Source organism: Pseudonocardia halophobica (assembly GCF_050948485.1).
Lineage (GTDB): Bacteria > Actinomycetota > Actinomycetes > Mycobacteriales > Pseudonocardiaceae > Pseudonocardia > Pseudonocardia halophobica.
Window position 1 is genome coordinate 4,035,680 of the sequence record NZ_CP192046.1, and the last position, 23,708, is coordinate 4,059,387.

The following is a 23,708-nucleotide window of genomic DNA, read 5'->3' on the forward strand; positions in this document are numbered from 1 at the left end:
GGTCTCAGCAGGCGTCTCGCTGCGGGTCAGAGCTCGCGCGAGGCGCGCAGCCGCGCGAGGGCCTCCTCGAGGATGGCGGCGCCGTCCTCGTCCGAGCGGCGCTCCTTCACGTACGCGAGGTGCGTCTTGTACGGCTCGTTGCGTGGGGCGGCGGGCGGCGAGGCCTGCTCGCGACCGGCCGGGAGGCCGCAGCGCGGGCAGTCCCAGAACTCCGGGATCTCCGCCTCGGCCGCGAACGAGGGCCGCGTCTCGTGGCCGTTGGCGCAGAAGTACGGGATCCGGGCGCGCGGGGCGGTCTCACCCCGCTCCGACTCCCCCATCGGGCCGGCCCCGACCCGGGTACCTCGGATCGCGTTGCCGCCGGACATCGCCATGGTGCTCTCCTCCGCTCGACGCCGCTGTGGTGCAGGGCGTGACTGCAGGGCGTTCGGTCAGGCCCCGACCTTGACCAGCAGGCCGGTCCCGATGATGGCGACCAGCCAGATCGCCGCGGTGAACAGCGTCAGCCGGTCCAGGTTCTTCTCGACGACACTCGACCCCGAGAGGCTCGACTGCACACCGCCGCCGAAGAGGCTCGACAGCCCGCCCCCGCGTCCGCGGTGCAGCAGGATCAGCAGCACCAGCACGACGCTGGAGACGATCAGTACGATCTGGAGCGCCAGGATCATCCCGTTCTCATCCGCCCTCTCGAAGCCCGGCAGGGGTGTCCACTGTAACCGGCGCCGCTCGCCCGCTCGCCCCGGGCCGTGTTCCGTGGGTCGCCGGGAGCAGGCGCTCCGTTACCGGACCGCCGACCGCACCCCGCCGACCGTCCAACGGCCGCGAAGCACTCCGGGTTCCCCGGCCCGCGAACGCACGAACGGCGCTCTCGCTCACTAGATGTGAGCGAGAGCGCCGTTCGCCGGGTACGGACCGGACGCCTAGGGCAGCGGGCCGCCCGCGGCGATCGCGCAGAGCTGCGCGAACTCGTCCGCGTCGAGCGAGGCCCCGCCGACGAGCGCGCCGTCGACGTCCGCCTCGGCCACGATCTCGCCGACGTTCTTCGCCTTCACCGAGCCGCCGTAGAGGATCCGCAGCGCGTCGGCGACCTGGTCGCCGTACTTCTCGCGGACCGCCTCGCGCAGCGCGTGGCAGACCTCCTGCGCGTCGGCCGGGCTCGCCACCTTGCCGGTGCCGATCGCCCAGATCGGCTCGTAGGCCACGACGACCTGGCCGATCTGCTCGGCCGTGACCTTCTCCAGGGCCGCGACCAGCTGCGCGGTGGTGTGCGCGACCTGCGCACCCGACTCGCGGACGTCGAGCCCCTCGCCGACGCAGAGGATCGGCTGCAGGCCGTGCTTCAGCGCGGCGCGCACCTTGGCGTTGACGACGCCGTCGTCCTCGCCGTGGATCTCGCGCCGCTCCGAGTGCCCGACCACGACGTAGGTGCAGCCGAGCTTCGCGAGCATCGCCCCGGACACGTCCCCGGTGTAGGCCCCGGAGTCGTGCGGCGAGAGGTCCTGCGCGCCGTGGACGAGCTTGAGCTTGTCCCCGTCGATCAGGGTCTGCACGCTCCGGATGTCCGTGAACGGTGGGATCACCGCGACGTCGACGTGGTCGTAGTACTTCTCCGGCAGCGCGAAGGCGACCTTCTGCACCAGGCCGATGGCCTCGAGATGGTTGAGGTTCATCTTCCAGTTGCCGGCGATGAGGACCTTGCGTGCCATCTACCGCTCCAGGACCGCGACGCCGGGCAGGGACTTGCCCTCGAGGAACTCGAGGGAGGCGCCACCGCCCGTGGAGATGTGCGAGAAGCCGTCCTCGGGCAGGCCCAGCGCGCGCACGGCCGCGGCGGAGTCCCCGCCGCCGACCACGCTGAACGCCCCCGAGGCGGTGCTGTCCACGATCGCCCGGGCAACCCCGCGGGTGCCCTCGGCGAACGGCGCCAGCTCGAACACACCCATCGGCCCGTTCCAGAACACGGTCTTTGCCCCGGACAGCACCTCGGCGAACGCCCGGACCGACTCCGGCCCGATGTCCAGACCCATCCAGCCGTCCTCGATCGCGTCGACCGGGACGGTCTCGGTCGCGGCGTCGGCGGCGAACCTGTCCGCGACCACGACGTCCGTGGGCAGGACGATCTTCCCGGACTCCAGGAGCTTGCGGGACGAGTCGATCTGGTCGGACTCGAGCAGCGACGAACCCACGCCGTAACCCTGCGCGGCGAGGAAGGTGAAGCACATCCCGCCGCCGACCAGCAGCGAGTCGACCTTCGGCAGCAGCGCCTCGATCACGGCGAGCTTGTCCGAGACCTTCGAGCCGCCGAGCACGACCGCGTACGGCCGCTCCGGATCGCCGGTGAGCGTCGTCAGCACCTCGACCTCGGACAGGACCAGCCCGCCCGCGTAGGCCGGGAGGTCCTGCGCCACGTCGTAGACCGAGGCCTGCTTGCGGTGCACCACGCCGAATCCGTCCGACACGAAGGCCGCGTCGGGCCCGACGAGGTCGACGAGCTCGCGGGCGAACTCGGCCCGCTGGTCGTCGTCCTTGCTGGTCTCGCGCGGGTCGAACCGGATGTTCTCCAGCAGCGCGACCCCGCCGTCGGCCAGCTCCGGGCGCTGCCCGTGCGGCACCAGCGGGACCTCCTTGCCGAGCAGCTCGCCGAGCCGCTCCGCCACCGGGGCCAGCGAGTACTTCGGGTCGGCCCCGCCCTTCGGCCGGCCGAGGTGCGCGGTGACGAGGACCCGCGCCCCGGCGTCGGCCAGGGCGGAGATCGTCGGCACGGACGCGCGGATGCGGCCGTCGTCGGTGATGGTCTCGCCGTCGAGGGGGACGTTCAGGTCCGAGCGCACCAGCACGGCGCGCCCGCTCACGCCCTCGGAGACGAGGTCGGAGACCGTCCTCACAGCTTCGACGCCACCAGCGCGGTGATGTCGGCGAGCCGGTTCGAGTAGCCCCACTCGTTGTCGTACCAGCCGACGACCTTGACCTGGTTGCCGATGACCTTGGTCAGACCGGCGTCGAAGATCGTGGAGTGCGGGTCGGTCACGATGTCCGACGACACGATCGGGTCCTCGGTGTACTTCAGGATGCCCTTGAGCGGGCCCTCGGCGGCGGCCTTGAACGCCGCGTTGATCTCCTCGGCGGAGGCCTCCTTGCGCACCTCGACCGTGAGGTCGGTGGCCGAGCCCGTGGGGATCGGCACGCGCAGGGCGTAGCCGTCGAGCTTGCCCTTGAGGTGCGGCAGGACCAGCGAGATCGCCTTCGCGGCGCCGGTCGAGGTCGGCACGATGTTCAGCGCGGCGGCCCGCGCACGGCGCAGGTCCTTGTGCGGGCCGTCCTGCAGGTTCTGGTCCTGCGTGTACGCGTGGATCGTGGTCATCAGACCCTTCTCGATCCCCAGCAGGTCGTCGAGCACCTTGGCCAGCGGCGCGAGGCAGTTGGTGGTGCACGACGCGTTGGAGACGATGGTCTGGCTGCCGTCGTACTGGTCGTCGTTGACGCCCTTGACGATCGTGATGTCCTCGCCGGTGGCCGGCGCGGAGATGACGACCTTCTTGGCGCCCGCGTCGAGGTGCTTGGACGCGGCCTCGCGCTTGGTGAAGAGACCGGTCGACTCCACGACGACGTCGACGCCGAGGTCCTTCCACGGCAGCTCGGCGGGGTCGCGGACCGCGAGGCCCTTGAAGCCCTTGCCGTCGACGACGATCTCCTCGTCGGTGGAGGAGACCTCGTACGGCAGCCTGCCGAGGATCGAGTCGTACTTCAGCAGGTGCGCCAGAGTCGCGTTGTCGGTGATGTCGTTCACCGCCACGATCTCGATGTCGCTCGTGCCGGCGGCGCGCTGGGCGTCCACCGCCCGCCAGAAGTTGCGGCCGATGCGGCCGAAGCCGTTCACGCCTACCCGGACCGTCACACGAACCTCCTGTGGTGTCGTCTTGGGGATCGGGGCAACCCTAGCGGCATCGGCCGCCCTCCACAGGGGCCCCGCGGGCGTGACCTGCACGGCATTTGCGCAGGTGGTCACGCCTCTTCGAGCATCTCCGGGGTGACGGCGGACTCGGTGTCCGGGATCCCCAGGTCGGCGGCGCGCTTGTCCGCCATGTGCAGCAGCCGGCGGATCCGGCCCGCGACCGCGTCCTTCGTCATGGGCGGGTCGGCGAGCTGGCCGAGCTCCTCCAGCGACGCCTGGGTGTGCTCGGCGCGCAGTCGGCCCGCGGCCAGCAGGTGGTCCGGGACGTCCTCGCCGAGGATCTCCAGGGCCCGCTGCACGCGGGCGGCGGCCGCCACGGCCGCGCGCGCCGAGCGGCGCAGGTTCGCGTCGTCGAAGTTGGCGAGCCGGTTCGCGGTGGCCCGGACCTCGCGGCGCATCCGCCGCTCCTCCCACGCCATCACGGACTCGTGCGCGCCCATCCGGGTGAGCAGGGCGCCGATCGCGTCCCCGTCGCGGACGACGACCCGGTCCGCCCCCCGCACCTCGCGCGCCTTGGCCGTGACCCCGAGCCGGCGCGCCGAGCCGACCAGCGCCAGCGCGGCCTCCGGGCCCGGGCAGGTCACCTCCAGCGCGGAGCTGCGGCCGGGCTCGGTGAGCGAGCCGTGCGCGAGGAACGCCCCGCGCCAGGCCGCCTCGGCGTCGTCGAGGTCACCGGAGACGACGGCCGGGGGCAGGCCCCGCACCGGGCGCCCCCGCTGGTCGAGCAGGCCGGTCTGCCGCGCGAGCCCCTCGCCGTCGCGTACCACGCGGATGACGTACCGGTTGCCCCGGCGCAGCCCGCCCGCGGTGATCACGTGCGCCTCGACCTGGTGGCCGTAGAGGTCGTGGATCTCCTTGCGCAGCCGGCGCGCGACCGAGCCGGTGTCGACCTCGGCCTCGATCACCACGCGGCCGCCCACGATGTGCAGGCCGCCGGCGAACCGGAGCAGCGAGGCGACCTCCGCCCGTCGGCACGAGGGCTTCGTCACGGTGAGCCTGCTGAGCTCGTCCTTCACCGCCGCGGTCATCGCCATGCCGTGCGCCTCCCCCTCCGGTCCGTCCGCACGCCGGTCGCGTACGCCTGCCCCCTCATGCCCGCCCCCCGGCCGGCATCGGTGCGGAGGCCGCCAGGACCTCCCGCAGCGCCGCCGCCAGCGCCGCCGGCTCGTGCCGCGGCACGAGCGGGTCCTCCGCCGCGACCGGGGCGAGGTGCACCCGGCCGCCGGGTCCCATCATCGCCCGTGCCGCCCGGCGCAGCCGATGGGGTACCGCCACGGCCGCCGCGTCGGCCAGCACGGCGTCCACCCGCAGCTCCGGGGCGTGCGCCGCGAGCACCGCCAGGTGCTGCTCCGGCGAGAAGTCCGCGGTCTCCCCGGGCTCGGGCGCGAGGTTGAGCACCACGACCCGCCGGGCGGCCGTCTCGTGCAGGGCCTCGCGCAGCCCCGGGACCAGCAGGTGCGGCAGCACGCTGGTGAACCACGAGCCCGGCCCGAGCAGCACGAGATCGGCCGCGCGGACGGCCTCGACCGCCTGCTCGCACGCCGGCGGCCGGTCCGGGTGCAGCCACACCCGTTCGACCCGGCCCGGGGTGGAGGCCACGGCGACCTGCCCGCGGATGCGGTGCACGCGGCCGGGCTCGGTCTCGTCCAGGCCGCTGACCTCGGCCTCCATGTCCAGCGGGACCCGGCTCATCGGCAGCACCCGGCCGCGGACGCCGAGCAGCCGGCAGACCTCGTCGAGCGCCTCCACCGGGTCGTCGAGGATCTCCATCAGCCCGGCGAGCAGCAGGTTGCCGACGGCGTGCCCGGCCAGTGCCCCGGTGCCGCCGAAGCGGTGCTGGACGAGCTCGGCCCAGCGGCGGCCGCCGTCGTCCTGCGCGGCGAGCGCGACGAGCGCCATCCGCAGGTCGCCCGGGGGCAGCAGGCCGCCCAGCTCGCGGCGGATCCGGCCGGAGGAGCCGCCGTCGTCCGCCACCGTGACCACGGCGGTGACGTCGGCGACCTCCGGCAAGTGCCGCAGCGCCGCGAGGGTCGCGGACAGGCCGTGCCCGCCGCCCAGCGCGACGGCGCGCAGGCCCCCGCGGGCGGCGCCGCCGTCCGCGCGCGGTCCGGGCACGCGTGCCGCCGTGCCGGGCCCGGTCACTCGCGGCCCAGGTCGCGGTGCGTCACGCTCACCGCGACCCCCTCCGCGCCGGCCAGCCGCCGGGCCAGCTCCTCGCTGATCGCCACGCTGCGGTGCTTGCCGCCGGTGCAGCCCACCGACACCGCCAGGTACCGCTTGCCCTCGCGGCGGTAGCCCGCGCCGACCAGGGTGAGCAGCTCGACGTACCGGCGCAGGAACTCCTCGGCGCCCTCCTGGGAGAGCACGTAGTCGCGGACGTCCGCGTCCCGTCCGGTGTGCTCGCGCAGCTCCGGGATCCAGTGCGGGTTCGGCAGGAAGCGCATGTCGACGACCAGGTCGGAGTCCATCGGCAGGCCGTACTTGTAGCCGAAGGACAGGAAGTTCACCCGGGTCGGCTCCGGGGCGCCCGTCTCGAAGCCCTGCTCGATCCGGGAACGCAGCTGGTGCACCGACAGGGTGGAGGTGTCGACGAGGAGGTCGGCGTTCTCCCGCAGCGGGCGCAGCAGCTCGCGTTCGGCCGTGATGCCGTCCACCAGCCGGCCGTCGCCCTGCAGCGGGTGGCTGCGCCGGTTCTGCTCGAACCGGCGCACCAGCACCGCGTCCGACGCCTCGAGGAAGAGCAGCCGCGGCTTGTACCCGCGGGCGTCGAGGTCCCGGATCACCGAGCCGAGGTCCCGGGTGAAGGCCCGGCTGCGGACGTCCATCACGACCGCGATCCGGGTGACCTCGCCGCTCGAGCGCGCCCCCAGGTCGACCATGGTCTCGATCAGCTCGGGCGGCAGGTTGTCCACGACGAACCAGCCGAGGTCCTCCAGCACCTTCGCCGCCGTGCTGCGGCCCGCCCCGGACAGGCCGCTGACCAGCGCGACCTCGATGCCCGACGGGGCGTGCGGCGCACCGCCCCCGGCGTCGCCGGGCCCGACCGCGGGGGCCGACGGCGCCCGCCGGGCCGCCGCGGCCGCCGCCGTGTCGCCGGGGCCGCCCCCCGGATCCACCGCCGGCGCCGTGTCCGTCGTCGTCGGTTCGCCTTCCTCGTTCACCGGCCGGGCGCCCCCTCCGCGCTCGTTCCCGCTGCCTGATGCTCGGCTGCGGGCTGTTCGTCTCTTCGGGCCCCCGGGTTACCGCCGCCGGAGTCGGCGCCGTCCGCCGGGTGGAGGGCGGCGACCACGGCCTCCGCGGTGCGCCGGCCGAAGCCGGGCAGGCCGGCGATCTCGTCGACCTCCGCGGCCCGGATCTTCCGCATCGACCCGAAGTGCTTCAGCAGCGCCTGCCGCCGGGCCGGGCCGAGGCCCGGGACCCCGTCGAGCTCGGACGCCACCATGCTCTTGGAACGACGCTGGCGGTGGTAGGTGATGGCGAAGCGGTGCGCCTCGTCCCGCGCGCGCTGCAGCAGGTACAGCGCCTCACTGGTCCGGGAGAGGATCACCGGGTCCGGGTCGCCGGGCAGCCAGACCTCCTCCAGGCGCTTCGCCAGCCCGCACACCGCCACGTCGTGGATGCCCAGGTCCGCCAGCACGTCCGCGGCCGCCTCGACCTGCGGCTGGCCGCCGTCGACCACGAGCAGGTTCGGGGCGTAGGCGAACTTCTTGGGCCGGCCGGTCTCGGGGTCGATGCCGGTGCGGACCTTCGGCATCGACTCGTCGACGGCCTCGGACCCGGCGGCGGTGTCCTCGGGACCGTCGACCCCGTCGATCCCGGCTGCGCCGTCGGCCCCGTCCCGGTTCTCCGCGAGGTAGCGGCGGAACCGCCGGCGCACCACCTCGGCGATCGACGCGACGTCGCCGCCCTGGGCGCCGTCGCGGACCTCGAACCGGCGGTAGTCGGACTTCTTCGCCAGCCCGTCCTCGAACACCACCAGCGACGCGACGACGTTGGTGCCCTGCACGTGGCTGACGTCGATGCACTCGATGCGCAGCGGTGCCTGGTCCAGACCCAGGGCCTCCTGCAGCTCCTGCAGCGCGGCCGACCGGGCCGTGAGGTCCCCGGCGCGGCGCAGCTTGTGCTGGGTGAACGCCTCCTTGGCGTTGCGCTCGACGGTCTCGGCGAGCGCGCGCTTGTCGCCGCGCTGCGGCACCCGCAGGCTCACCCGGGACCCGCGCAGCCCGGTCAGCCACTGCTGCAGCGCCCCCGCGTCGACCGGCAGCTCGGGGACCAGGATCTCCTTCGGCACCGGCTGGGAGGCGTCGTCGGCGGACTCGGCCAGCGCCGCCTGCTCGCCGTAGAACTGGGTGACGAACCGCTCGACCAGCGCCGCGGTGTCCGGCGTGTCGTCCGTCTTGTCGATCACCCAGCCGCGCTGCCCGCGGACCCGGCCGCCGCGCACGTGGAAGACCTGGACGGCGGCCTCGAGCTCGTCCTGGGCGAAGGCCACGACGTCCGCGTCCGTGCCGTCGCCCAGCACCACGGCCTGGCGCTCCATGGCCCGCTTGAGGGCGCCGATGTCGTCCCGCAGCCGGGCGGCCTTCTCGAACTCCAGCTCCTCGGACGCGGTCTGCATCCGGCGCTCCAGCTCGCGGACCATCCGGTCCGTGCGGCCGGACAGGAACTCGGCGAAGTCCTCGACGATCCGGCGGTGCTCCTCGGCGTCCACCCGGCCGACGCACGGCGCCGAGCACTTGTCGATGTAGCCGAGCAGGCAGGGGCGGCCGATCTGGCCGTGCCGCTTGAACACGCCCGCGCTGCAGGTCCGCGCGGGGAACACACGCAGGAGCAGGTCGAGGGTCTCGCGGATCGCCCACGCGTGGGCGTACGGGCCGAAGTAGCGGACGCCCTTGCGCCGCGGGCCGCGGTAGACGTGCAGCCGGGGGTACTCCTCGTTCAGCGTGACCGCGAGGACCGGGTAGGTCTTGTCGTCCCGGTAGCGGACGTTGAACCGCGGGTCGAACTCCTTGATCCAGTTGTACTCGAGCTGGAGGGCCTCGACCTCGGTGCCGACGACCGTCCACTGCACGTGGCCGGCGGTGGTCACCATCTGCCGGGTGCGCGGGTGCAGGCCGGCGATGTCGGCGAAGTAGCTGTTCAACCGCTGGCGCAGGCTCTTCGCCTTGCCGACGTAGATCACCCGGCCCTGCGGGTCGGAGAAGCGGTACACGCCCGGGGCCTCGGGGATCGTCCCCGGGGCCGGGCGGTAGGTGGCGGGGTCGGGCATGGCCTCCCCAGCGTAGAGCGGCCCCCCGACACGCCGTGCCGCCCGGGCGGTGTCGGCGCCCGGCGGCCGGGGGTGTATCCAACCGGAACTGTCGGTGCCGTCGGGTAGACCGTTCCTCGACCCGAACGGCCGTTCGAAGGAAGGCTCCCCCGATGACCACCGGCACCCCCCTCTCGCCCGGCGTCTCCCCCGCCCGCGCCGATCGTGCGGACCGGCTGGACCGCGTCCGCAAGCTGCTGGCCAAGGCCGAGCGGGCCGGCACGCCCGAGGAGGCCGAGACCTACAACGCCAAGGCCGTCGAGCTGATGGCCCGGCACGGGATCGACGAGGCGCTGCTCGCGGCGGACGATCCGCGGCGGGACGAGATCGGCATGGTCCGGATCGGGATGGAGGACCCGTACTCCGCGGGCAAGGCCCGGCTGCTGGGCTGGACCGCGGCGGCGCTGCGCTGCCGGTGGGTGATGCACGGGGCCGCCGGCGGCAAGGTCGCCGCCGTCACGGTGTTCGGGTTCGGGTCGGACCGCGAGCGGGTCGAGCTGCTCTACACCTCGCTGCTGTTGCAGGCCACGGGCCAGCTGGTGCGGCTGAGACCGCCCTGGCCGGGCGAGTCGGTCGCGGCGTACCGGCGGTCCTGGCTGCAGGGCTTCGCGGCCCAGGTGCACCAGCGGCTGCTGGAGGCCGAGGAGCGGGCCGCCGCCGAGGCGACCGCGGGCGACGGCGGGGAGCGGGCCGTGGGCACCGCGCTGGTGCTGGTCGACCGCGGTGCGCAGGTCGACCGGGCCTACGCCGAGGCGTTCCCGCAGCTGGCCCGGGCGCGGCGGCCGTCGCTCTCGGGCAGCGGGTTCGCCGAGGGGGCCGAGGCGGGCCGCCGGGCCGACCTGGGCGGGCGGCGGATCGACGGTCGCCGCTCGGGGCCACACGGGTTGGCCGCCGGCCCGGGCTGACCGCCGGGCCCGGGCCCCGCCGAGCCGGGATCAGCTCGGCAGGTCGAGCAGCGCCTCGACGGTCGTGACGAGCGAGGTGCCCGTCACGTGCGGCAGGTCGATCGTGGCGGGGGCGCCCTCGCCCTCGCGCAGCACCAGCGCACCGACCAGGCCGGCCCGCATCGCCCCGTGCACGAGGTACCCGTGGGCGGACACGAAGGCGGTGGTCTCCGGGTCGACCCGTGCGGCGGCGCAGGCGAGCCGGTACGCCTCCGGGTCCGGCGGCAGCACCCCCAGGTCGTCGCTGGCCACGGTCCCGCGCAGGTAGGTGCGCAGCCCGGTGGCGTCGAGCGCGCCCGAGGTGTGGTCGCCGCTGCCCTGCGCCACCGCCCAGGCGGGGATGCGGGAGCGGGCGAGCACGGTCAGGGCGGGCTCGGCGTCGGCGAAGGCGGGCAGGGCGGTGAAGCCCGCCCGGATGTGGGCGAGCGCGTCGTCGGAGAGCTTGTGGCCGGTCGCGGAGCGCAACGCGTCGGTCAGCACCCGGCCGAAGGCGGTCGGGGTGCCGGCCAGCGCGAAGCCCATGGCGTCGCGCAGCGCGTGGGCGAGGAACAGCTCGTACTCGTGCTCGGGCCGCCCCACGTCGACGAACCGGCGGCGCAGCGCGTCCGTCCGCAGGACCGTGTCGTAGACGTCGACGAGGACGGCCCGCGGGCGGCGCGGACGCCGCGGCGCCGCCGTTCCGGCCCGTGGTCCCCCGGCGCGCCCGCCGTGACCCATCGCCATGCGTCCACCTCACCGTGCCGGGGCGTCGCGGCGGGGAGACCCGGCATTCCGTATGCGTTCGATCACGCTCCGCAACGCGGGCAACATCCTCACCCGGCATGCGGCGCGCACGGCGCTCCGAGTGGCGGCCGGCGCCGAGCGGTCGTGATCTCGCGACGAGCAGCGGCAGGTCGGCGGGCAAGTCGATCAGTAGCGGTTGTGCTCGGCGTCGTGGGCGAGGGCGGCGTCGATCTCCTCGGCGGCCACGTCGAGGTTCTTCATCGCCTTGGCCATCTCGCCGACGCTCGGCACCGACGCGGGGTCGGGCCACGACCCGGGCTCCCACAGCCCCGCCCGCAGGAAGGCCTTCGCGCAGTGCGGGAACAGCTCCTCGACCGTCACCACGACCGCCAGCACCGGGCGCACGCCCTGCACGGTGAGCCGGTCGAAGAAGGGGGCCTCGCGCACGAGCCGCGCCGTGCCGTTCACCCGCAGCGTGTCCGACCGTCCCGGGATCACGAAGAGCAGGCCGACATGGGGGTTGTCGAGGATGTTGCGGAAGGCGTCGAGCCGGCGGTTGCCGCGCCGGTCGGCGATCACCAGGGTGTGCTCGTCGAGCACCAGGACGCTGCCGGCGGGGTCGCCCCGGGGCGTCACGTCACAGGTGCCGTCCAGGCCCGAGGTCGCGAGGAGGACGAAGGGCGAGGCCTCGACGAACGTGCGGGCGGATTCGTCGATCCGCCCGATGTCCTTCTCCCACAGCGACGGGTGCGGCTCGGGGACCACCTCCCGCAGCTCGTCGAGGGTGGTGACGGTCTGCAGGTCCGGTGCCGCGGCCGGGGCGGGAGCGATCTCCATGACGGGTAAGGTAACCCTTACTCCCGCCGCGGCGGGAGCCCGTCCCCCGGCCCGCGCTCAGCGGACGCTCAGTGCCGGGCGGGGCTCAGTCGCCGCGGTGGGCTGCGGCGTGCAGCGCCCGGACCGTGCGGATGGCGTCGACGGCATGCTGGCGGTCGACGGCCTGGATCGCCAGGACCGGCAGGTACTCGTAGTCCGGCAGGTCCAGCCTGGCCCACGAGGCGCCGTCGGGGAAGGCGACCCGCTCCACCTGCGACCAGGGCAGGTACCGCGGCAGGGCCACGTTGCGGACCTCGATGCCGTGCTCGTCCGCCCGCACCCGCGGCCGGGCGAACAGCGCCAGCCCCGCCGCGATGAACAGCCCGAGCAGCACCATGGCCACCTGGTCGGCGAGCCGGAAGAACACACCGGTCGCCGTGTTGCGCAGGATCACCGCGATCACGACGAAGATCACCAGGACCGCCGCCGCGGAGACCCAGCCGAGCCACAGCGCCAGCCGCGGCCGGATCGTCACCGCGCCCGGGCCGCGACCGGGGCGCGCCGGCTTCTCGCTCACGTCGGCCGACACCGGGGTCTCCGCGCTCACGAGAGCGCCCGCAGCTCGGCGAGCACGATCGCCGTCCGCAGCGCGGCCACGGTGGCCTCGGCGCCCTTGTCCTCGCTGCTGCCGGGCACGCCACTGCGGTCCACGGCCTGCTCGAGGGTGTTGGTGGTGAGCACGCCGTTGCCGACCGGGGTCGACTCGTCGAGCGCCACCCGGGTGAGCCCGGCGGTCACCGAGTCGCACACGTACTCGAAGTGCGGGGTGCCGCCGCGCACCACCACGCCCAGCGCCACCACGGCGTCGTGCGTGCGGGCCAGCTCCTGCGCCACGACCGGCAGCTCCACCGTCCCCGGCACCCGGACGACCGTGGGCACCGCCCCGGCCTTCTCCACCGTGGCCAGCGCCCGCTCCACGAGCGCGTCGACCACCTCGGCGTGCCAGGTGGCCGCCACGACGCCGACCCGCAGCCCCGCCGCGCCCGTCAGGTCGCCCGCGTCCGCGGGCCTGCCCTCACCGCTCACCGCACGTCTCCGGCACCACTCGAGTCCATGGCTCCAGTCTCCCAGGTCCGGCCGCCGCGGAGCGCCCGGGTCAGCCGCCCAGGCCGTCCGACAGACCGTCGGACAGGTTGCCCGGTCCGTCCGATTCGCCCAGGTTCGGCAGGTCGTGCCCCATCCGGTCCCGCTTGGTGCGCAGATACCGCAGGTTCTCCGGGTTGGGCCGGATCGGCATCGCGATCCGCTCGGTGATCCGCAGGCCGTAGCCCTCGAGGCCGGCCCGCTTCTCCGGGTTGTTCGTGAGCAGCCGCATCGACTTCACGCCGAGGTCGGAGAGGATCTGCGCGCCGATGCCGTAGTCCCGGGCGTCGGCGGGCAGGCCCATCGCGAGGTTGGCGTCGACGGTGTCGGCCCCGGCCTCCTGCAGCTGGTAGGCCTGCAGCTTGTGCAGCAGGCCGATGCCCCGGCCCTCGTGCCCGCGCATGTAGAGCACCACGCCGCGGCCCTCCTGGGCCACGGCCTCGAGCGCGGCGTCGAGCTGCGGGCCGCAGTCGCAGCGCAGCGAGCCCATGACGTCCCCGGTCAGGCACTCCGAGTGCACCCGGACCAGCACGTCCTCGCCGTCGCCCTCGGGGGTGCCCACGTCGCCCTTGACCATGGCGATGTGCTCGATCCCGTCGAGCAGGGAGTCGTAGCCGAAGGCCACGAACTCGCCGTGCGCGGTGGGGATCCGGGCCTGGGCGACGCGCTGGATGTGCTTCTCGAAGCGCCGCCGGTAGGCGATGAGGTCGGCGATGGTGACCAGGGTGAGCTCGTGGTCGTCCGCGAAGACCTGCAGCTCGTCGCCGCGGGCCATCTCGCCCTCGTCCTTCTGCGACACGATCTCGCAGAGCGCGCCGGCGGGCGACAGCCCGGCCATGCGGGTGAGGTCGACCGCGGCCTCGGTGTGCCCGGGGCGGCGCAGCACGCCGCCCTCGCGGGCGCGCAGCGGCAGCACGTGCCCGGGCCGGACCAGGTCGTTCGGCTGCGTGGTCGGGTCGGCGAGCAGCCGGATCGTGTGGGCGCGGTCCGCCGCGGAGATGCCGGTGCTCACCCCCTCCTTCGCGTCGACGGTCACGGTGAAGGCCGTGCGGTACGCGTCGGCGTTGGTGTGGTGCATCGGCGGGAGGTCCAGCCGGTCGCACTCGGTGTCGGTGAGCGCCACGCACACGTAGCCGGAGGTGTAGCGGACCACGAAGGAGACCAGCTCGGGCGTGGCCTTCTCCGCGGCGAAGATCAGGTCGCCCTCGTTCTCGCGGTCCTCGTCGTCGACCACGACGACCGGCTTGCCCTCGGCGAGGTCGCGCAGGGCCCGCTCGATCCGCTCGAAGCCGCCCGTGAGGCCGGCTGCGGCGGCGGCCCCCTGGTGAGCGATCTCGGTCACTTGGCACCGTCCTGTCCGTGCTGGTCCTGGGGCTGCCCGGGCTCGCGCCGAGCGGGGGTCGGGCCGCCGAGGTAGCCGGCGGTCAGCCGCTCCACGTACTTGGCGACGACGTCGACCTCGAGGTTCACCGGGTCGCCGGGGGCGCGCAGGCCGAGCGTGGTGTCGGCGAGCGTGGTGGGGATGAGCGCGACCGAGAAGGTGTCGCCGTCCGTGCCGGCCACCGTCAGGGACACGCCGTCGACCGTGATCGAGCCCTTCTCGACCACGTACCGGGCCAGGTCGGGGGGCAGGCTGAACCGCACCTCGTCGCTGCGCTCGCCCGGGGTGCGCTCGAGAAGCGTGCCGACGCCGTCGACGTGGCCCTGCACGATGTGCCCGCCGAGCCGCGCGCCGGCCTGCAGCGCCCGCTCGAGGTTCACCTTCACACCGGGGGCGGCGCCGCCGAGCGAGGTCCGCTTCAGCGTCTCGGGCACCAGCTCGAGGCGGAACTCGTCGCCCTGGGCGCCGCCGGGGTCGGCGACGGTGAGGCAACAGCCGTTCACCGCGATCGAGTCGCCGTGCGCGGCGTCGTCGGACACGCGCGGTCCCCGCACGGTCAGCACGACCACCTCACCGGACTGCCGGACGTCGACGATCTCGCCGACCTCCTCCACGATCCCCGTGAACATGGCTCCGCCTCTCCTGCCTTCCCGCTCCGCTCTACCCCGCGGCGGGACGCGCGTCCACCAGCACGTCGCCCCCCACGGTGCGCACCGTGTCCACCTGCAACCGCCGGATCCCGGCGATCGTTCCCACACCCGCGTCGGCCAGCGCCGCCGGGCCCGCCCCGAGGAGCGCGGGCGCCAGGTAGGCCAGCACCCGGTCCACCCGGTTGGCGGCGAGGAAGGCCCCCGCGAGCCGCGGGCCGCCCTCCAGCAGCACGTCGACGGCGCCACGGTCGGTGAGCGCCTTCAACACGTCGTCCGGCGAGTGTGTCCGCAGGTGTAGCACGTCCGGCGCGTCGAGCCGCGATCCCCGGCGAATGTCACTGTGGCCCACCACAACGCGGAGGGGCTGGCGCTCCCGGTCCGTGCCGTCGGGGTGGCGGGCGGTGAGGGCCGGGTCGTCCGCCAGGGCGGTGCCCGTGCCGACGACGATCGCGTCGACGTGGGAGCGGAGCTCGTGCACCTCGGCGCGCGCCTCCGGACCCGTGATCCAGCGGCTGGTCCCGTCGGCGGCCGCGCTCCGCCCGTCGAGCGTCGCGGCGAGCTTCCAGGTCACGTGCGGGCGCCCGGCGCGCACGGCGTGCAGCCACGCCCGCAGCGGCCCGGCCGCGACCGCGTCGGCGAGCGTTCCGACACTGACCTCGACGCCGGCCCGGCGCAATACCTCCGCGCCACCGGCGGCCAGCGGGTTCGGGTCGGCGACGGCCACGTGCACCGCCGCGATCCCGGCCCCGAGCAGCGCCTCGGCACAGGGCGGGGTGCGTCCGTGGTGGGCGCACGGCTCCAGGGTGACGACGGCGGTGCCGCGACGGGCCCGCTCCCCCGCCTCCCGGAGCGCGACGACCTCGGCGTGCGGGCCGCCGGCCGGGGCCGTGGCGCCGACGCCGACGATCTCGCCCGCGGCGTCGAGCACCACCGCGCCCACCGGCGGGTTGGGGCTGGTCGCCCCGTGCACTGCCACCGAGGCCTCCAGGGCGCGCCGCATCGCCCGCTCGACCGGCGGCGTCGGACCGGCGGGAGCGGTCACCCCGACCACCGCGGATGGGCGGCGACCGCCTGCTCCCGCAGCGCCGCCACCGCCTTGCCGGGGTCGTCGGCGCCGTAGACGGCCGAGCCGGCCACGAAGCAGTCCACGCCGGCCTCGGCCGCGGCCTCGATGGTGGACGCGGCGATGCCGCCGTCGATCTCCACGAGCAGGGTGAGGTGCCCGGTGTCGACGAGCCGGCGCGCGGCCCGGACCTTGTCCAGCACCTCGGGCATGAACGCCTGCCCGCCGAAGCCCGGCTCGACGCTCATCACCAGCAGGGTGTCGTAGTGCTTCAGGACCTCGACGTACGGGTCGAGCGGGGTGCCCGGCTTGATCGACAGCCCGGCCTTCGCCCCGGCCGCGCGGAGGTTCTTGGCCAGCATCACCGGGTCGGCGGCGGCCTCGACGTGGACCGTCACGTTGTGCGCGCCGGCCTCGGCGTAGCCCGGCGCCCAGCGGTCCGGGTCCTCGATCATGAGGTGGCAGTCGAGCGGGATGTCGGTCGCCTTCAGCAGCGACTCCACCACCGGCAGGCCGAGCGTGAGGTTCGGGACGAAGTGGGCGTCCATCACGTCGACGTGCAGCCAGTCGGCGCCCCGTCCCCCACCGGCGGCCGCGTCGGAGACCCTCGCGGCCTCGTCGGCGAGGTGGGCGAAGTCGGCGGACAGGATGCTCGGGGCGATCAGGGGACGCACCACCGCAGGGTATCGCCCGGCCGCCGCCCCTCCGCCCCCGCGCACCCCTCGCCGGACCGGGCGAGGCAGGTCACGCCGGGCCGGAGGCGCCCGCTCAGGCCGTGCGGCGGAGCAGGGTCAGGAACATGGCGTCCGTGCCGTGCCGGTGCGGCCAGAGCTGCACGTGCGGGCCCGGGCCGAGCTCCGGGACGCCCGGCAGGTACCCGCGCGCGTCGAGCCGCTCGACCGTGACCCCGAGGTCCTTGCGGCGGACGATCCCGCCGACCACGCCGACGGTCTCGGACAGGTGCGGCGAGCACGTGACGTACCCCACGACCCCGCCCACCCGGACGTGGCGCAGGGCCGCCAGGAGCAGCTCGCGCTGCAGCTTGGCCAGCGCGGAGACGTCCTCGGGCTTGCGCCGCCAGCGCGACTCCGGCCGCCGGCGCAGCGCCCCGAGCCCGGTGCAGGGCGCGTCGACGAGCACGCGGTCGAACGCGCCGTCGGGCAGCGGGGCCTCACGGCCGTCCGCGTGGTGCACCGTGACCGGCAGCCCGTCGGTGGACTTGCGCACCAGGTCGGCGCGGTGCTCGGTCTGCTCGACGGCGTCGAGCGTGCCGCCGTCGAGGCCCACGAGCGCGCCGAGCAGCACGGCCTTGCCGCCCGGGCCGGCGCAGAGGTCGAGCCAGCGGCCGGTGTCCTCGCCCACCAGCTCCGCGCGGGACAGGGCCAGCGCGACGAGCTGGCTGCCCTCGTCCTGCACCGTCGCCACGCCCTCGCGGATCGCGTCGAGCTCGCCGACCTCGCCGCTGCCGGGCTCGAGGTGCACCCCGTACGGCGAGTACGGCGCCTCGGTGCCGCCGGTGACCAGCGCCAGCTCCTCGGCGGTGATCTCGCCGGGCCGAGCCAGCAGGTGCACGGCGGGGCGGGCGTCGTCCGCGGCGAGCGCGGCGGGCAGCTCCTCGTGGGAGCCGAGCGCGTCGGCGAAGGCCTGGCCGATCCACCTCGGATGGGCGTGCACGAAGGACGCGTGCCCGATCGGGTCCTCCTTCTCGTCGGGCGCGAGCTCCGCGAGCCACTCCTCGGCCCCCTTCGCCGCGGCGGTCTCGGCGACCTTGCGCAGGATCGCGTTGACGAAGCCGGACGAGCGGGAGCCCGCGAGGCCGCGGACGATGTCGACCGAGGTCGCGACGGCCGCGTGCTCGGGCACGCGCATCCGCAGCAGCTGGTAGGTGCCGAGCCGCATGGCGTCGACCAGCGGGCCCTCGATGCGGTGCAGCGGACGGTCGGCGCACGCCTCGATCACGGCGTCGAGCTGGCCGGCGGCGCGCAGGGTGCCGTAGCCGAGCTCGGTGGCGAGGGCCGCGTCGCGGTCCTTCAGCCGGTACCGGCGCAGGATCGACGGCAGCACGAGGTTGGCGTAGGCGTCGCGCTCGCGCACCGCGGTGAGCAGCTCGAACGCCGCCTGCCGGGCCGGGTCGCCCGCGGGCGGGCCGGGCGGGTTCGCCCGACGACGAGGTGGGCCGGAGTTGCGGGGACCGGCGCTGCGGTCGCGGCGCGGGCCGCCGTGCCGGCGGTCACCGCCCCGGTCACCACCCCTCTCACCGCGGCCGCCCCGGTCGCGATCACCCCACTGGCCCCGGTCGCGGTCGCCCCGGCCCCGGTCGCGGTCGCTCCGGTCGCCGCGGGCGGCGCGGTCGGAACGGTCGCCGAAGTCGCGGCCCTGCTCGCGCCGGGCACCACCGCCCGGATCGTCGCGCCGGCCGCCGACGCCCCCGCCGGCCCGGCCACCCCACGACCCGCCCTCACGCGGGCCGCTGCGGAAGCCGCCCTCACGCGGACCGCCGCGGGAGCCGCCCTCACGGGGGCCGCTGCGGAAACCACCCCGCGAGCCCCCGCGCGGTCCGTCACCGGAGCCGCGCCGATCGCCGCCGGACCGGTCGCCACCGGACCGATCGCCGCCACGCCGGTCGCCATCACGCCGGCCGCCACCGGACGGGCCACGCCGGTCGTCGCCGAACCGGTCGCCACCGGTGCGGTCGCCGCGGGGCCGGTCGTCCCGGCGCCGCTCGTCGTCCTGCTCGCTCACGACAGCGACTCCCCCGCCTCGATCCGGACGCCGCGGGCCCAGTCCGCCGCCGGCATCGCCTTCTTCCCCACCGGGCGCACCTCGCCCAGCTGCACGGGCACCGTGGCCGTGCCCACCAGTACACGCTTCTTCTCCGCCCGCAGCTCGCCGGGCTTGAGGTCGGTCTCCCCGGTGCGCACGGGCGTGACCGGCCGCAGGCCCAGCCGCGCACCCCGGAACTCCGTCCAGGCACCCGGCTCGGGGGTGGTCGACCGGATCAGCCGGTCCAGCGGCACCGCGGATGCCGACCAGTCCACCCGCGCGTCGGCCACGGTGACCTTCGGCGCGTGCGACACACCGTCGGCGGGCTGCGGCACCGCGCGCAACGTGCCGTCCTCGATGCCGTCCATGGTCGCGACGAGCAGGTCGGCGCCGGAGCGCGCGAGCCGGCCGAGCAGGTCGCCCGAGGTGTCCCGCTCGCCGATGGCCTCGGTGACCACGCCGTAGGTCGGGCCGGTGTCGAGGCCCTCCTCCAGCAGGAACGTGGTGGCGCCGGTGATCTCGTCGCCGTGCTTGATCGCCGCCTGCACCGGCGCGGCCCCGCGCCACGCCGGGAGCAGCGAGAAGTGCAGGTTGACCCAGCCGTGGGCCGGGACGTCGAGCGCCGCGCGCGGCACCAGCGCGCCGTAGGCGACGACCGGGACGCAGTCCGGCGCCAACTCGCGCAGCGCCTCGAGGAAGTCGGGGTCGCGGGGCCTGACGGGGGTGAGCACGGGGAGGCCGGCCTCGTCGGCCAGGGCACCGACGGGCGAGCGGACGAGCCGGCGGCCGCGCCCGGCGGGGGCGTCCGGCCGGGTCAGCACCCCGACGACCTCGTGCCGCGGCGAGTCGAGCAGCGCCCGTAACGCCGGCACGGCCGGCTCCGGGGTGCCCGCGAAGAGCAGTCTCAACGGGCTTTCCCGAACATCGGGTGCGGGCTGACCTTCACGACGGGGTCGGGGCGGCCGAACCACTCGGCGGCCCGGATCTCGGACATCGCGAGCTTGCGGGTCTCCGGGTCGAGCCGGTCGACGAACAGCACGCCGTCGAGGTGATCGGTCTCGTGCTGGATGGCCCGCGCGAGCTTGGCCGTGCCCTCGACCGTGATCGGCTCGCCGTGCATGTTCCAGCCGGTCGCGACCACGTTCAGCGCCCTGCGGCAGTCCCAGCCGAGCCCGGGGATCGACAGGCAGCCCTCGGGGCCGAACTGCTCCTCGCCGTCGACCGCGTTCCAGGTCGGGTTGACCATGTGCCCGGCCACGCCGTCGACCTCGAAGGTGAACACGCGCAGCCCGACGCCGATCTGGGGCGCGGCGAGGCCGGCGCCGCCCTCGTCGTGCATGGTGTCGGTGAGGTCGGCGACGAGCTTGCGCAGCTCCGCGTCGAACGTGGTGACGGGCGCGGCGGGGGTGCGCAGCACCGGATCGCCGAACAGGCGGACGGGCTGAACGGACACGGAACTCCAAACGATCGGGATCTGCCCCGATTGTGCCACCCGGGCCCGGCCGGGCCTGGCGCCGCCGGTGCTCCGCCGGCAGGGGCCGGGGTCAGCCGATCTCGGCCGGGTCCAGCCGCACCCGGACGGCGTCGGGTGCCTTGCGCGTGCTCCGGGCGGCCTGGGCCGCGTGCAGGTACCGGGCCAGCGCGCGGCCGTCCGTGCGCGGCACGCGCAGCAGCGCCCGCTCCCGCACCTCGCCCGCGGCCTCCCCGGGCTCGGGCGGAGTGTCGATCTCCACCGGGCCGAGCACCTCGACCTCCGGCCCGCCGTCCTGCGCGGCGGCCAGGACGGCGTCGACCACGTCGGCCACCGCGCCCGGCGTGCCCTCCACCGCCGCCATCCGCACGGCCGGCGGGAACCCGACCTCGGCGCGCGAGGCGAGCTCCTCGGCGGCGAACCCGGCCGGGTCCCACCGCACGAGCGCCTGCACCACCGGGACCGCGGACTCGGCGACGACGATCACGCGCCCGCCCTCGGCGTGCGGCCGGACCAGCGCCGCGGCCGCGAGCCAGCGGCGCAGGGCCTCCTCGGCCACCCGCAGGTCGGCCCGGGAGAGCAGGGCCCAGCCGTCGAGCAGCAGGGCGGCGCCGTACCCGGCCGCGGTCCCCTCGACGTCGGGCTCCGCCCCGGGCGTCGCGACGACGATCTCGGCCTTCGCCGGCACCGTGGCCAGCACCGGCGCCCCGCCCCCGGACGTCCGCACGGACACCCCGGGGAAGGCCCGGCCCAGTTCCTCGGCGGTCCGCCGCGACCCGACGACGCCCGCGCGCAGCCGGCGCGACCCGCAGCCACTGCACCGGAACGCGGGCTCCGCCCGGCCGCACCACCGGCAAATCGGCAGCCCGGGATCGGCGTCCGTCCCGCCTCGGGGCAGGCCGAGCGGGCCGGCGCAGTGCCGGCAGCGGGCGGGCTCGCGGCAGTGCGCGCAGGACAGCCACGGCAGGTAGCCCGCCCGCGGCACCTGGACGAGCACCGGCCGGCCCGCGCCGAGCGCCTGCCGCGCGGCCTCGAATGCGACGGCGGGCACCCGCGCCGCCCGGGCGTCGGGGTCGCGGGCGAGCTGGGTGTCGGTCTCGCCGATCGCGGTGACCCGCGGCGCGGCGGCGCGCACGGTGGCCCGGTCGGCCACGATCGGGCTCGCCCACCGGGACTCCACCAGCAGCTGGGCCTCGGCCGTGCGGGAGTAGCCGCCGACCAGCAGCGCGGCTCCGGCGGCGTGCGCCCGGGCCACCAGCACGTCCCGGACCTGCGGGTACGGGGCGCGCGGCTCGGCGTGGCTGTCGTCGCCGTCGTCCCACGCGGCGAGCAGGCCGAGCTTCTCGACGGGCGCGAACGCTGCCGACCGGGTGCCCACGACCGCCCGCACGGCGCCGCGGCGAACGGCGAGCCAGCGCCGGTATCGCTCGGCAGGACCCAACTCGGCGGTCAACGCGACCACCGCGTCGGGGCCCAGGCGCTCGCCGAGCGCGGCGCAGGCGGCGTCGACGTCCCGCTGGTCGGGCACCACGACGAGCGCCCCGCGCCCGGCCGCGACGGTCGCCGCGGCGGCCTCGGCGAACCGCGCGGCCCACGACTCCCCCGGCAGGGCCTGCCACACGGCGTGCGCGGCCCGGCCGCCGGCGAGCGCGTCGAGGTAGGCCGCGCCGTGCTGGTAGCGCGCCCACCCCGCGGGATCGGGCGCCTCGACGGGCGGCAGCTCCCGCTCGCGCGGGGTCTCCGCCTCGACGCGGGCGTGCCGCGGCGGCACCGCCATCCGCACGACGTCGGCGAACACCCCGGCGTACCGGTCGGCCACCGCCCGGCACAGGGTCGTGACCTCCGGGGTCAGCACCGGCTCGGGCGAGACGACCTTGTCGATCCACGCCAGCCGCCCGGTGTGCCCGGACTCCTCGGCCCGCTCGAGCAGGAACCCGTCGACCAGCCGCCCGGCGAACCGGACCCGCACCCGGACGCCGGGCCGGGCCTGCTCGTCCAGGTGCGTGGGCACCCGGTAGTCGAACGGCCGGTCCAGGTGCGGCAGCGGCACGTCGACGGCCACCCGCGCGACGGGCTGCACGGCTGCCGCGCTCCACTCGCCGCGCGTCCGGGAGGCGGGCGCCTTCCGCACCGGCCTGCTCACACCAGCCCCTCACGCACTCCCGTCATGCACGAACGGCACTCTCGCGCGGACCTGACGCACGAGAGTGCCGTTCGTGCGGTCAACGCCGGGCTCAGGCGCCCGCGGCCGACTTCAGCGCCTCGGCGCGCGAGCTGTCCTCCCACGGCAGGGCGATGTCGTTGCGGCCGAAGTGGCCGTAGGCCGCGGTCGGTGCGTAGATCGGGCGCAGCAGGTCGAGGTCGCGCACGATCGCAGCCGGACGGAGGTCGAACACCTCGGTGATGGCCGACTCGATCTTCGCCGGGTCGACGCGCGCGGTGCCGAAGGTCTCGACGAACAGGCCGACGGGCGCCGCCTTGCCGATCGCGTACGCGACCTGCACCTCGATGCGCTCGGCCAGCCCGGCCGCCACGACGTTCTTGGCCACCCACCGCATGGCGTACGCCGCGGAGCGGTCCACCTTCGACGGGTCCTTGCCCGAGAAGGCGCCGCCGCCGTGCCGGGCGAACCCGCCGTAGGTGTCGACGATGATCTTGCGGCCGGTGAGCCCGGCGTCGCCCATCGGCCCACCGATCACGAACCGCCCGGTCGGGTTGACCAGGAGCCGGACGTTGGAGGTGTCCAGCCCGAGGTCGGCGATCTCCGGGGTGACGATCTTCTCCAGCACGTCCGGCGCGAGCATCCCGTCGAGGTCGACGTCCGCCGCGTGCTGCGTGGAGAGGACCACGGTGTCGACGCGGACCGGCTTGTCGCCGTCGTACTCGATGGTGACCTGGGTCTTGCCGTCCGGCCGCAGGTAGGGCAGCACGCCGGACTTGCGGACCTCGGTGAGCCGGCGCGACAGCCGGTGCGCGAGCGCGATCGGCAGCGGCATCAGCTCGTCCGTGTCCGTGTTCGCGTACCCGAACATCAGGCCCTGGTCGCCGGCGCCCTGGCGGGCGATCTCGTCCTCGCTCGCCTCGACCCGGCTCTCGTACGCGGTGTCGACGCCCTGGGCGATGTCCGGCGACTGCGCGCCGATCGCCACGTTGACGCCGCAGGAGTTGCCGTCGAAGCCCTTCGACGACGAGTCGTAGCCGATCTCCAGGATCTTCTCCCGGACCAGGCCGGGGATGTCCGCGTAGGCGCTCGTCGTGACCTCGCCGGCGACGTGCACCTGCCCGGTGGTCACCAGGGTCTCGACCGCGACGCGGCTGCGCGGGTCCTGTGCGAGGAGCGCGTCGAGGATCGTGTCGCTGATCGCGTCGCACATCTTGTCCGGGTGACCCTCGGTCACCGACTCGCTGGTGAAGAGCCGACGGCCCACGTTCGCCACGCGCCACTCCTGCCGAGGTCGTCGCTCCCCTGGCCTCGTTGCCGGCTCCGCCGCGTC

At 75.3% G+C, this 23,708-nt stretch carries 22 protein-coding genes and 1 pseudogene; 1 reads left to right on the forward strand and 22 read right to left on the reverse strand.

Annotation, left to right across the window (positions count from 1 at the left end; genetic code table 11):
• Nucleotides 1–26 precede the first annotated feature (26 nt).
• From ACQP04_RS19275 to uvrC, 9 genes are all read right to left on the reverse strand, one after another.
• On the reverse strand, nt 27–368 hold the full coding sequence (locus tag ACQP04_RS19275) for an RNA polymerase-binding protein RbpA (protein WP_233302257.1): 342 nt from the start codon (nt 366–368) through the stop codon (nt 27–29).
• Nucleotides 369–431: 63 nt separating this feature from the next.
• On the reverse strand, nt 432–668 hold the full coding sequence (secG, locus tag ACQP04_RS19280) for a preprotein translocase subunit SecG (RefSeq protein ID WP_037038713.1): 237 nt from the start codon (nt 666–668) through the stop codon (nt 432–434).
• Nucleotides 669–920: 252 nt separating this feature from the next.
• On the reverse strand, nt 921–1,706 hold the full coding sequence (gene tpiA, locus ACQP04_RS19285) for a triose-phosphate isomerase (RefSeq protein WP_433501956.1): 786 nt from the start codon (nt 1,704–1,706) through the stop codon (nt 921–923).
• Nucleotides 1,707–2,885 carry a phosphoglycerate kinase gene (locus ACQP04_RS19290; RefSeq protein WP_433501957.1) on the reverse strand — a complete coding sequence of 393 codons (1,179 nt, stop codon included), beginning with the start codon at nt 2,883–2,885 and terminating at the stop codon, nt 1,707–1,709.
• Nucleotides 2,882–3,895 (reverse strand): type I glyceraldehyde-3-phosphate dehydrogenase, encoded by a 1,014-nt coding sequence (gene gap, locus ACQP04_RS19295; protein ID WP_433501958.1) that lies wholly within the window; start codon nt 3,893–3,895, stop codon nt 2,882–2,884. Before gap ends, ACQP04_RS19290 begins: the two co-directional genes overlap by 4 nt.
• A gap of 107 nt (nt 3,896–4,002) precedes the next feature.
• On the reverse strand, nt 4,003–4,986 hold the full coding sequence (whiA, locus tag ACQP04_RS19300) for a DNA-binding protein WhiA (RefSeq protein ID WP_433501959.1): 984 nt from the start codon (nt 4,984–4,986) through the stop codon (nt 4,003–4,005).
• Between the two features lie 55 nt (nt 4,987–5,041).
• Nucleotides 5,042–6,025 carry a gluconeogenesis factor YvcK family protein gene (locus ACQP04_RS19305; protein ID WP_433508399.1) on the reverse strand — a complete coding sequence of 328 codons (984 nt, stop codon included), beginning with the start codon at nt 6,023–6,025 and terminating at the stop codon, nt 5,042–5,044.
• Between the two features lie 65 nt (nt 6,026–6,090).
• Entirely contained in the window at nt 6,091–6,948 is an 858-nt protein-coding gene (rapZ, locus tag ACQP04_RS19310; protein ID WP_037039238.1) for an RNase adapter RapZ, read from the reverse strand.
• Between the two features lie 161 nt (nt 6,949–7,109).
• Entirely contained in the window at nt 7,110–9,221 is a 2,112-nt protein-coding gene (uvrC, locus tag ACQP04_RS19315) for an excinuclease ABC subunit UvrC (RefSeq protein WP_433501960.1), read from the reverse strand.
• A 152-nt stretch (nt 9,222–9,373) separates the two neighbouring features.
• Between uvrC and ACQP04_RS19320 the strand changes: the two genes are divergently transcribed.
• Nucleotides 9,374–10,165: a DUF2786 domain-containing protein gene (locus ACQP04_RS19320; RefSeq protein WP_433501961.1), complete on the forward strand. Its 792-nt coding sequence runs from the start codon at nt 9,374–9,376 to the stop codon at nt 10,163–10,165.
• 30 nt (nt 10,166–10,195) lie between these two features.
• Here the strand turns inward: ACQP04_RS19320 and ACQP04_RS19325 are convergent, their stop codons facing one another.
• The 13 genes and pseudogenes from ACQP04_RS19325 to metK form a co-directional block, all read right to left on the reverse strand.
• Nucleotides 10,196–10,927, reverse strand: coding sequence for an HAD family hydrolase (locus ACQP04_RS19325; RefSeq protein ID WP_433501962.1), 732 nt, complete (start codon nt 10,925–10,927; stop codon nt 10,196–10,198).
• A 186-nt stretch (nt 10,928–11,113) separates the two neighbouring features.
• The gene (locus tag ACQP04_RS19330; protein WP_433501963.1) at nt 11,114–11,764 is read right to left on the reverse strand and encodes an MSMEG_1061 family FMN-dependent PPOX-type flavoprotein; all 651 of its coding nucleotides are present in this window, start codon (nt 11,762–11,764) and stop codon (nt 11,114–11,116) included.
• Between the two features lie 85 nt (nt 11,765–11,849).
• Entirely contained in the window at nt 11,850–12,350 is a 501-nt protein-coding gene (locus ACQP04_RS19335) for a PH domain-containing protein (RefSeq protein ID WP_433501964.1), read from the reverse strand.
• The gene (gene ribH, locus ACQP04_RS19340) at nt 12,347–12,829 is read right to left on the reverse strand and encodes a 6,7-dimethyl-8-ribityllumazine synthase (RefSeq protein ID WP_433501965.1); all 483 of its coding nucleotides are present in this window, start codon (nt 12,827–12,829) and stop codon (nt 12,347–12,349) included. Before ribH ends, ACQP04_RS19335 begins: the two co-directional genes overlap by 4 nt.
• Before the next feature lie 70 nt (nt 12,830–12,899).
• Entirely contained in the window at nt 12,900–14,219 is a 1,320-nt protein-coding gene (locus ACQP04_RS19345) for a bifunctional 3,4-dihydroxy-2-butanone-4-phosphate synthase/GTP cyclohydrolase II (protein ID WP_051736563.1), read from the reverse strand.
• Nucleotides 14,220–14,224: 5 nt separating this feature from the next.
• Nucleotides 14,225–14,896 (reverse strand): riboflavin synthase, encoded by a 672-nt coding sequence (locus ACQP04_RS19350; protein WP_433501966.1) that lies wholly within the window; start codon nt 14,894–14,896, stop codon nt 14,225–14,227.
• Between the two features lie 31 nt (nt 14,897–14,927).
• Nucleotides 14,928–15,917, reverse strand: coding sequence for a bifunctional diaminohydroxyphosphoribosylaminopyrimidine deaminase/5-amino-6-(5-phosphoribosylamino)uracil reductase RibD (ribD, locus tag ACQP04_RS19355; RefSeq protein WP_433508400.1), 990 nt, complete (start codon nt 15,915–15,917; stop codon nt 14,928–14,930).
• Between the two features lie 38 nt (nt 15,918–15,955).
• A complete protein-coding gene (gene rpe, locus ACQP04_RS19360) occupies nt 15,956–16,645 on the reverse strand; it encodes a ribulose-phosphate 3-epimerase (protein WP_433508401.1) in 690 nt (229 codons plus the stop codon).
• A 103-nt stretch (nt 16,646–16,748) separates the two neighbouring features.
• A pseudogene (locus ACQP04_RS19365) lies at nt 16,749–18,194 on the reverse strand (RsmB/NOP family class I SAM-dependent RNA methyltransferase); the annotation flags it as partial.
• Nucleotides 18,195–18,718: 524 nt separating this feature from the next.
• On the reverse strand, nt 18,719–19,651 hold the full coding sequence (gene fmt / locus ACQP04_RS19370; protein WP_433501967.1) for a methionyl-tRNA formyltransferase: 933 nt from the start codon (nt 19,649–19,651) through the stop codon (nt 18,719–18,721).
• Nucleotides 19,648–20,196: a peptide deformylase gene (gene def, locus ACQP04_RS19375; RefSeq protein ID WP_433501968.1), complete on the reverse strand. Its 549-nt coding sequence runs from the start codon at nt 20,194–20,196 to the stop codon at nt 19,648–19,650. Before def ends, fmt begins: the two co-directional genes overlap by 4 nt.
• A 91-nt stretch (nt 20,197–20,287) precedes the next feature.
• Entirely contained in the window at nt 20,288–22,357 is a 2,070-nt protein-coding gene (locus tag ACQP04_RS19380; RefSeq protein WP_433501969.1) for a primosomal protein N', read from the reverse strand.
• Nucleotides 22,358–22,448: 91 nt separating this feature from the next.
• On the reverse strand, nt 22,449–23,651 hold the full coding sequence (gene metK, locus ACQP04_RS19385; protein WP_433501970.1) for a methionine adenosyltransferase: 1,203 nt from the start codon (nt 23,649–23,651) through the stop codon (nt 22,449–22,451).
• Nucleotides 23,652–23,708: the final 57 nt, after the last annotated feature.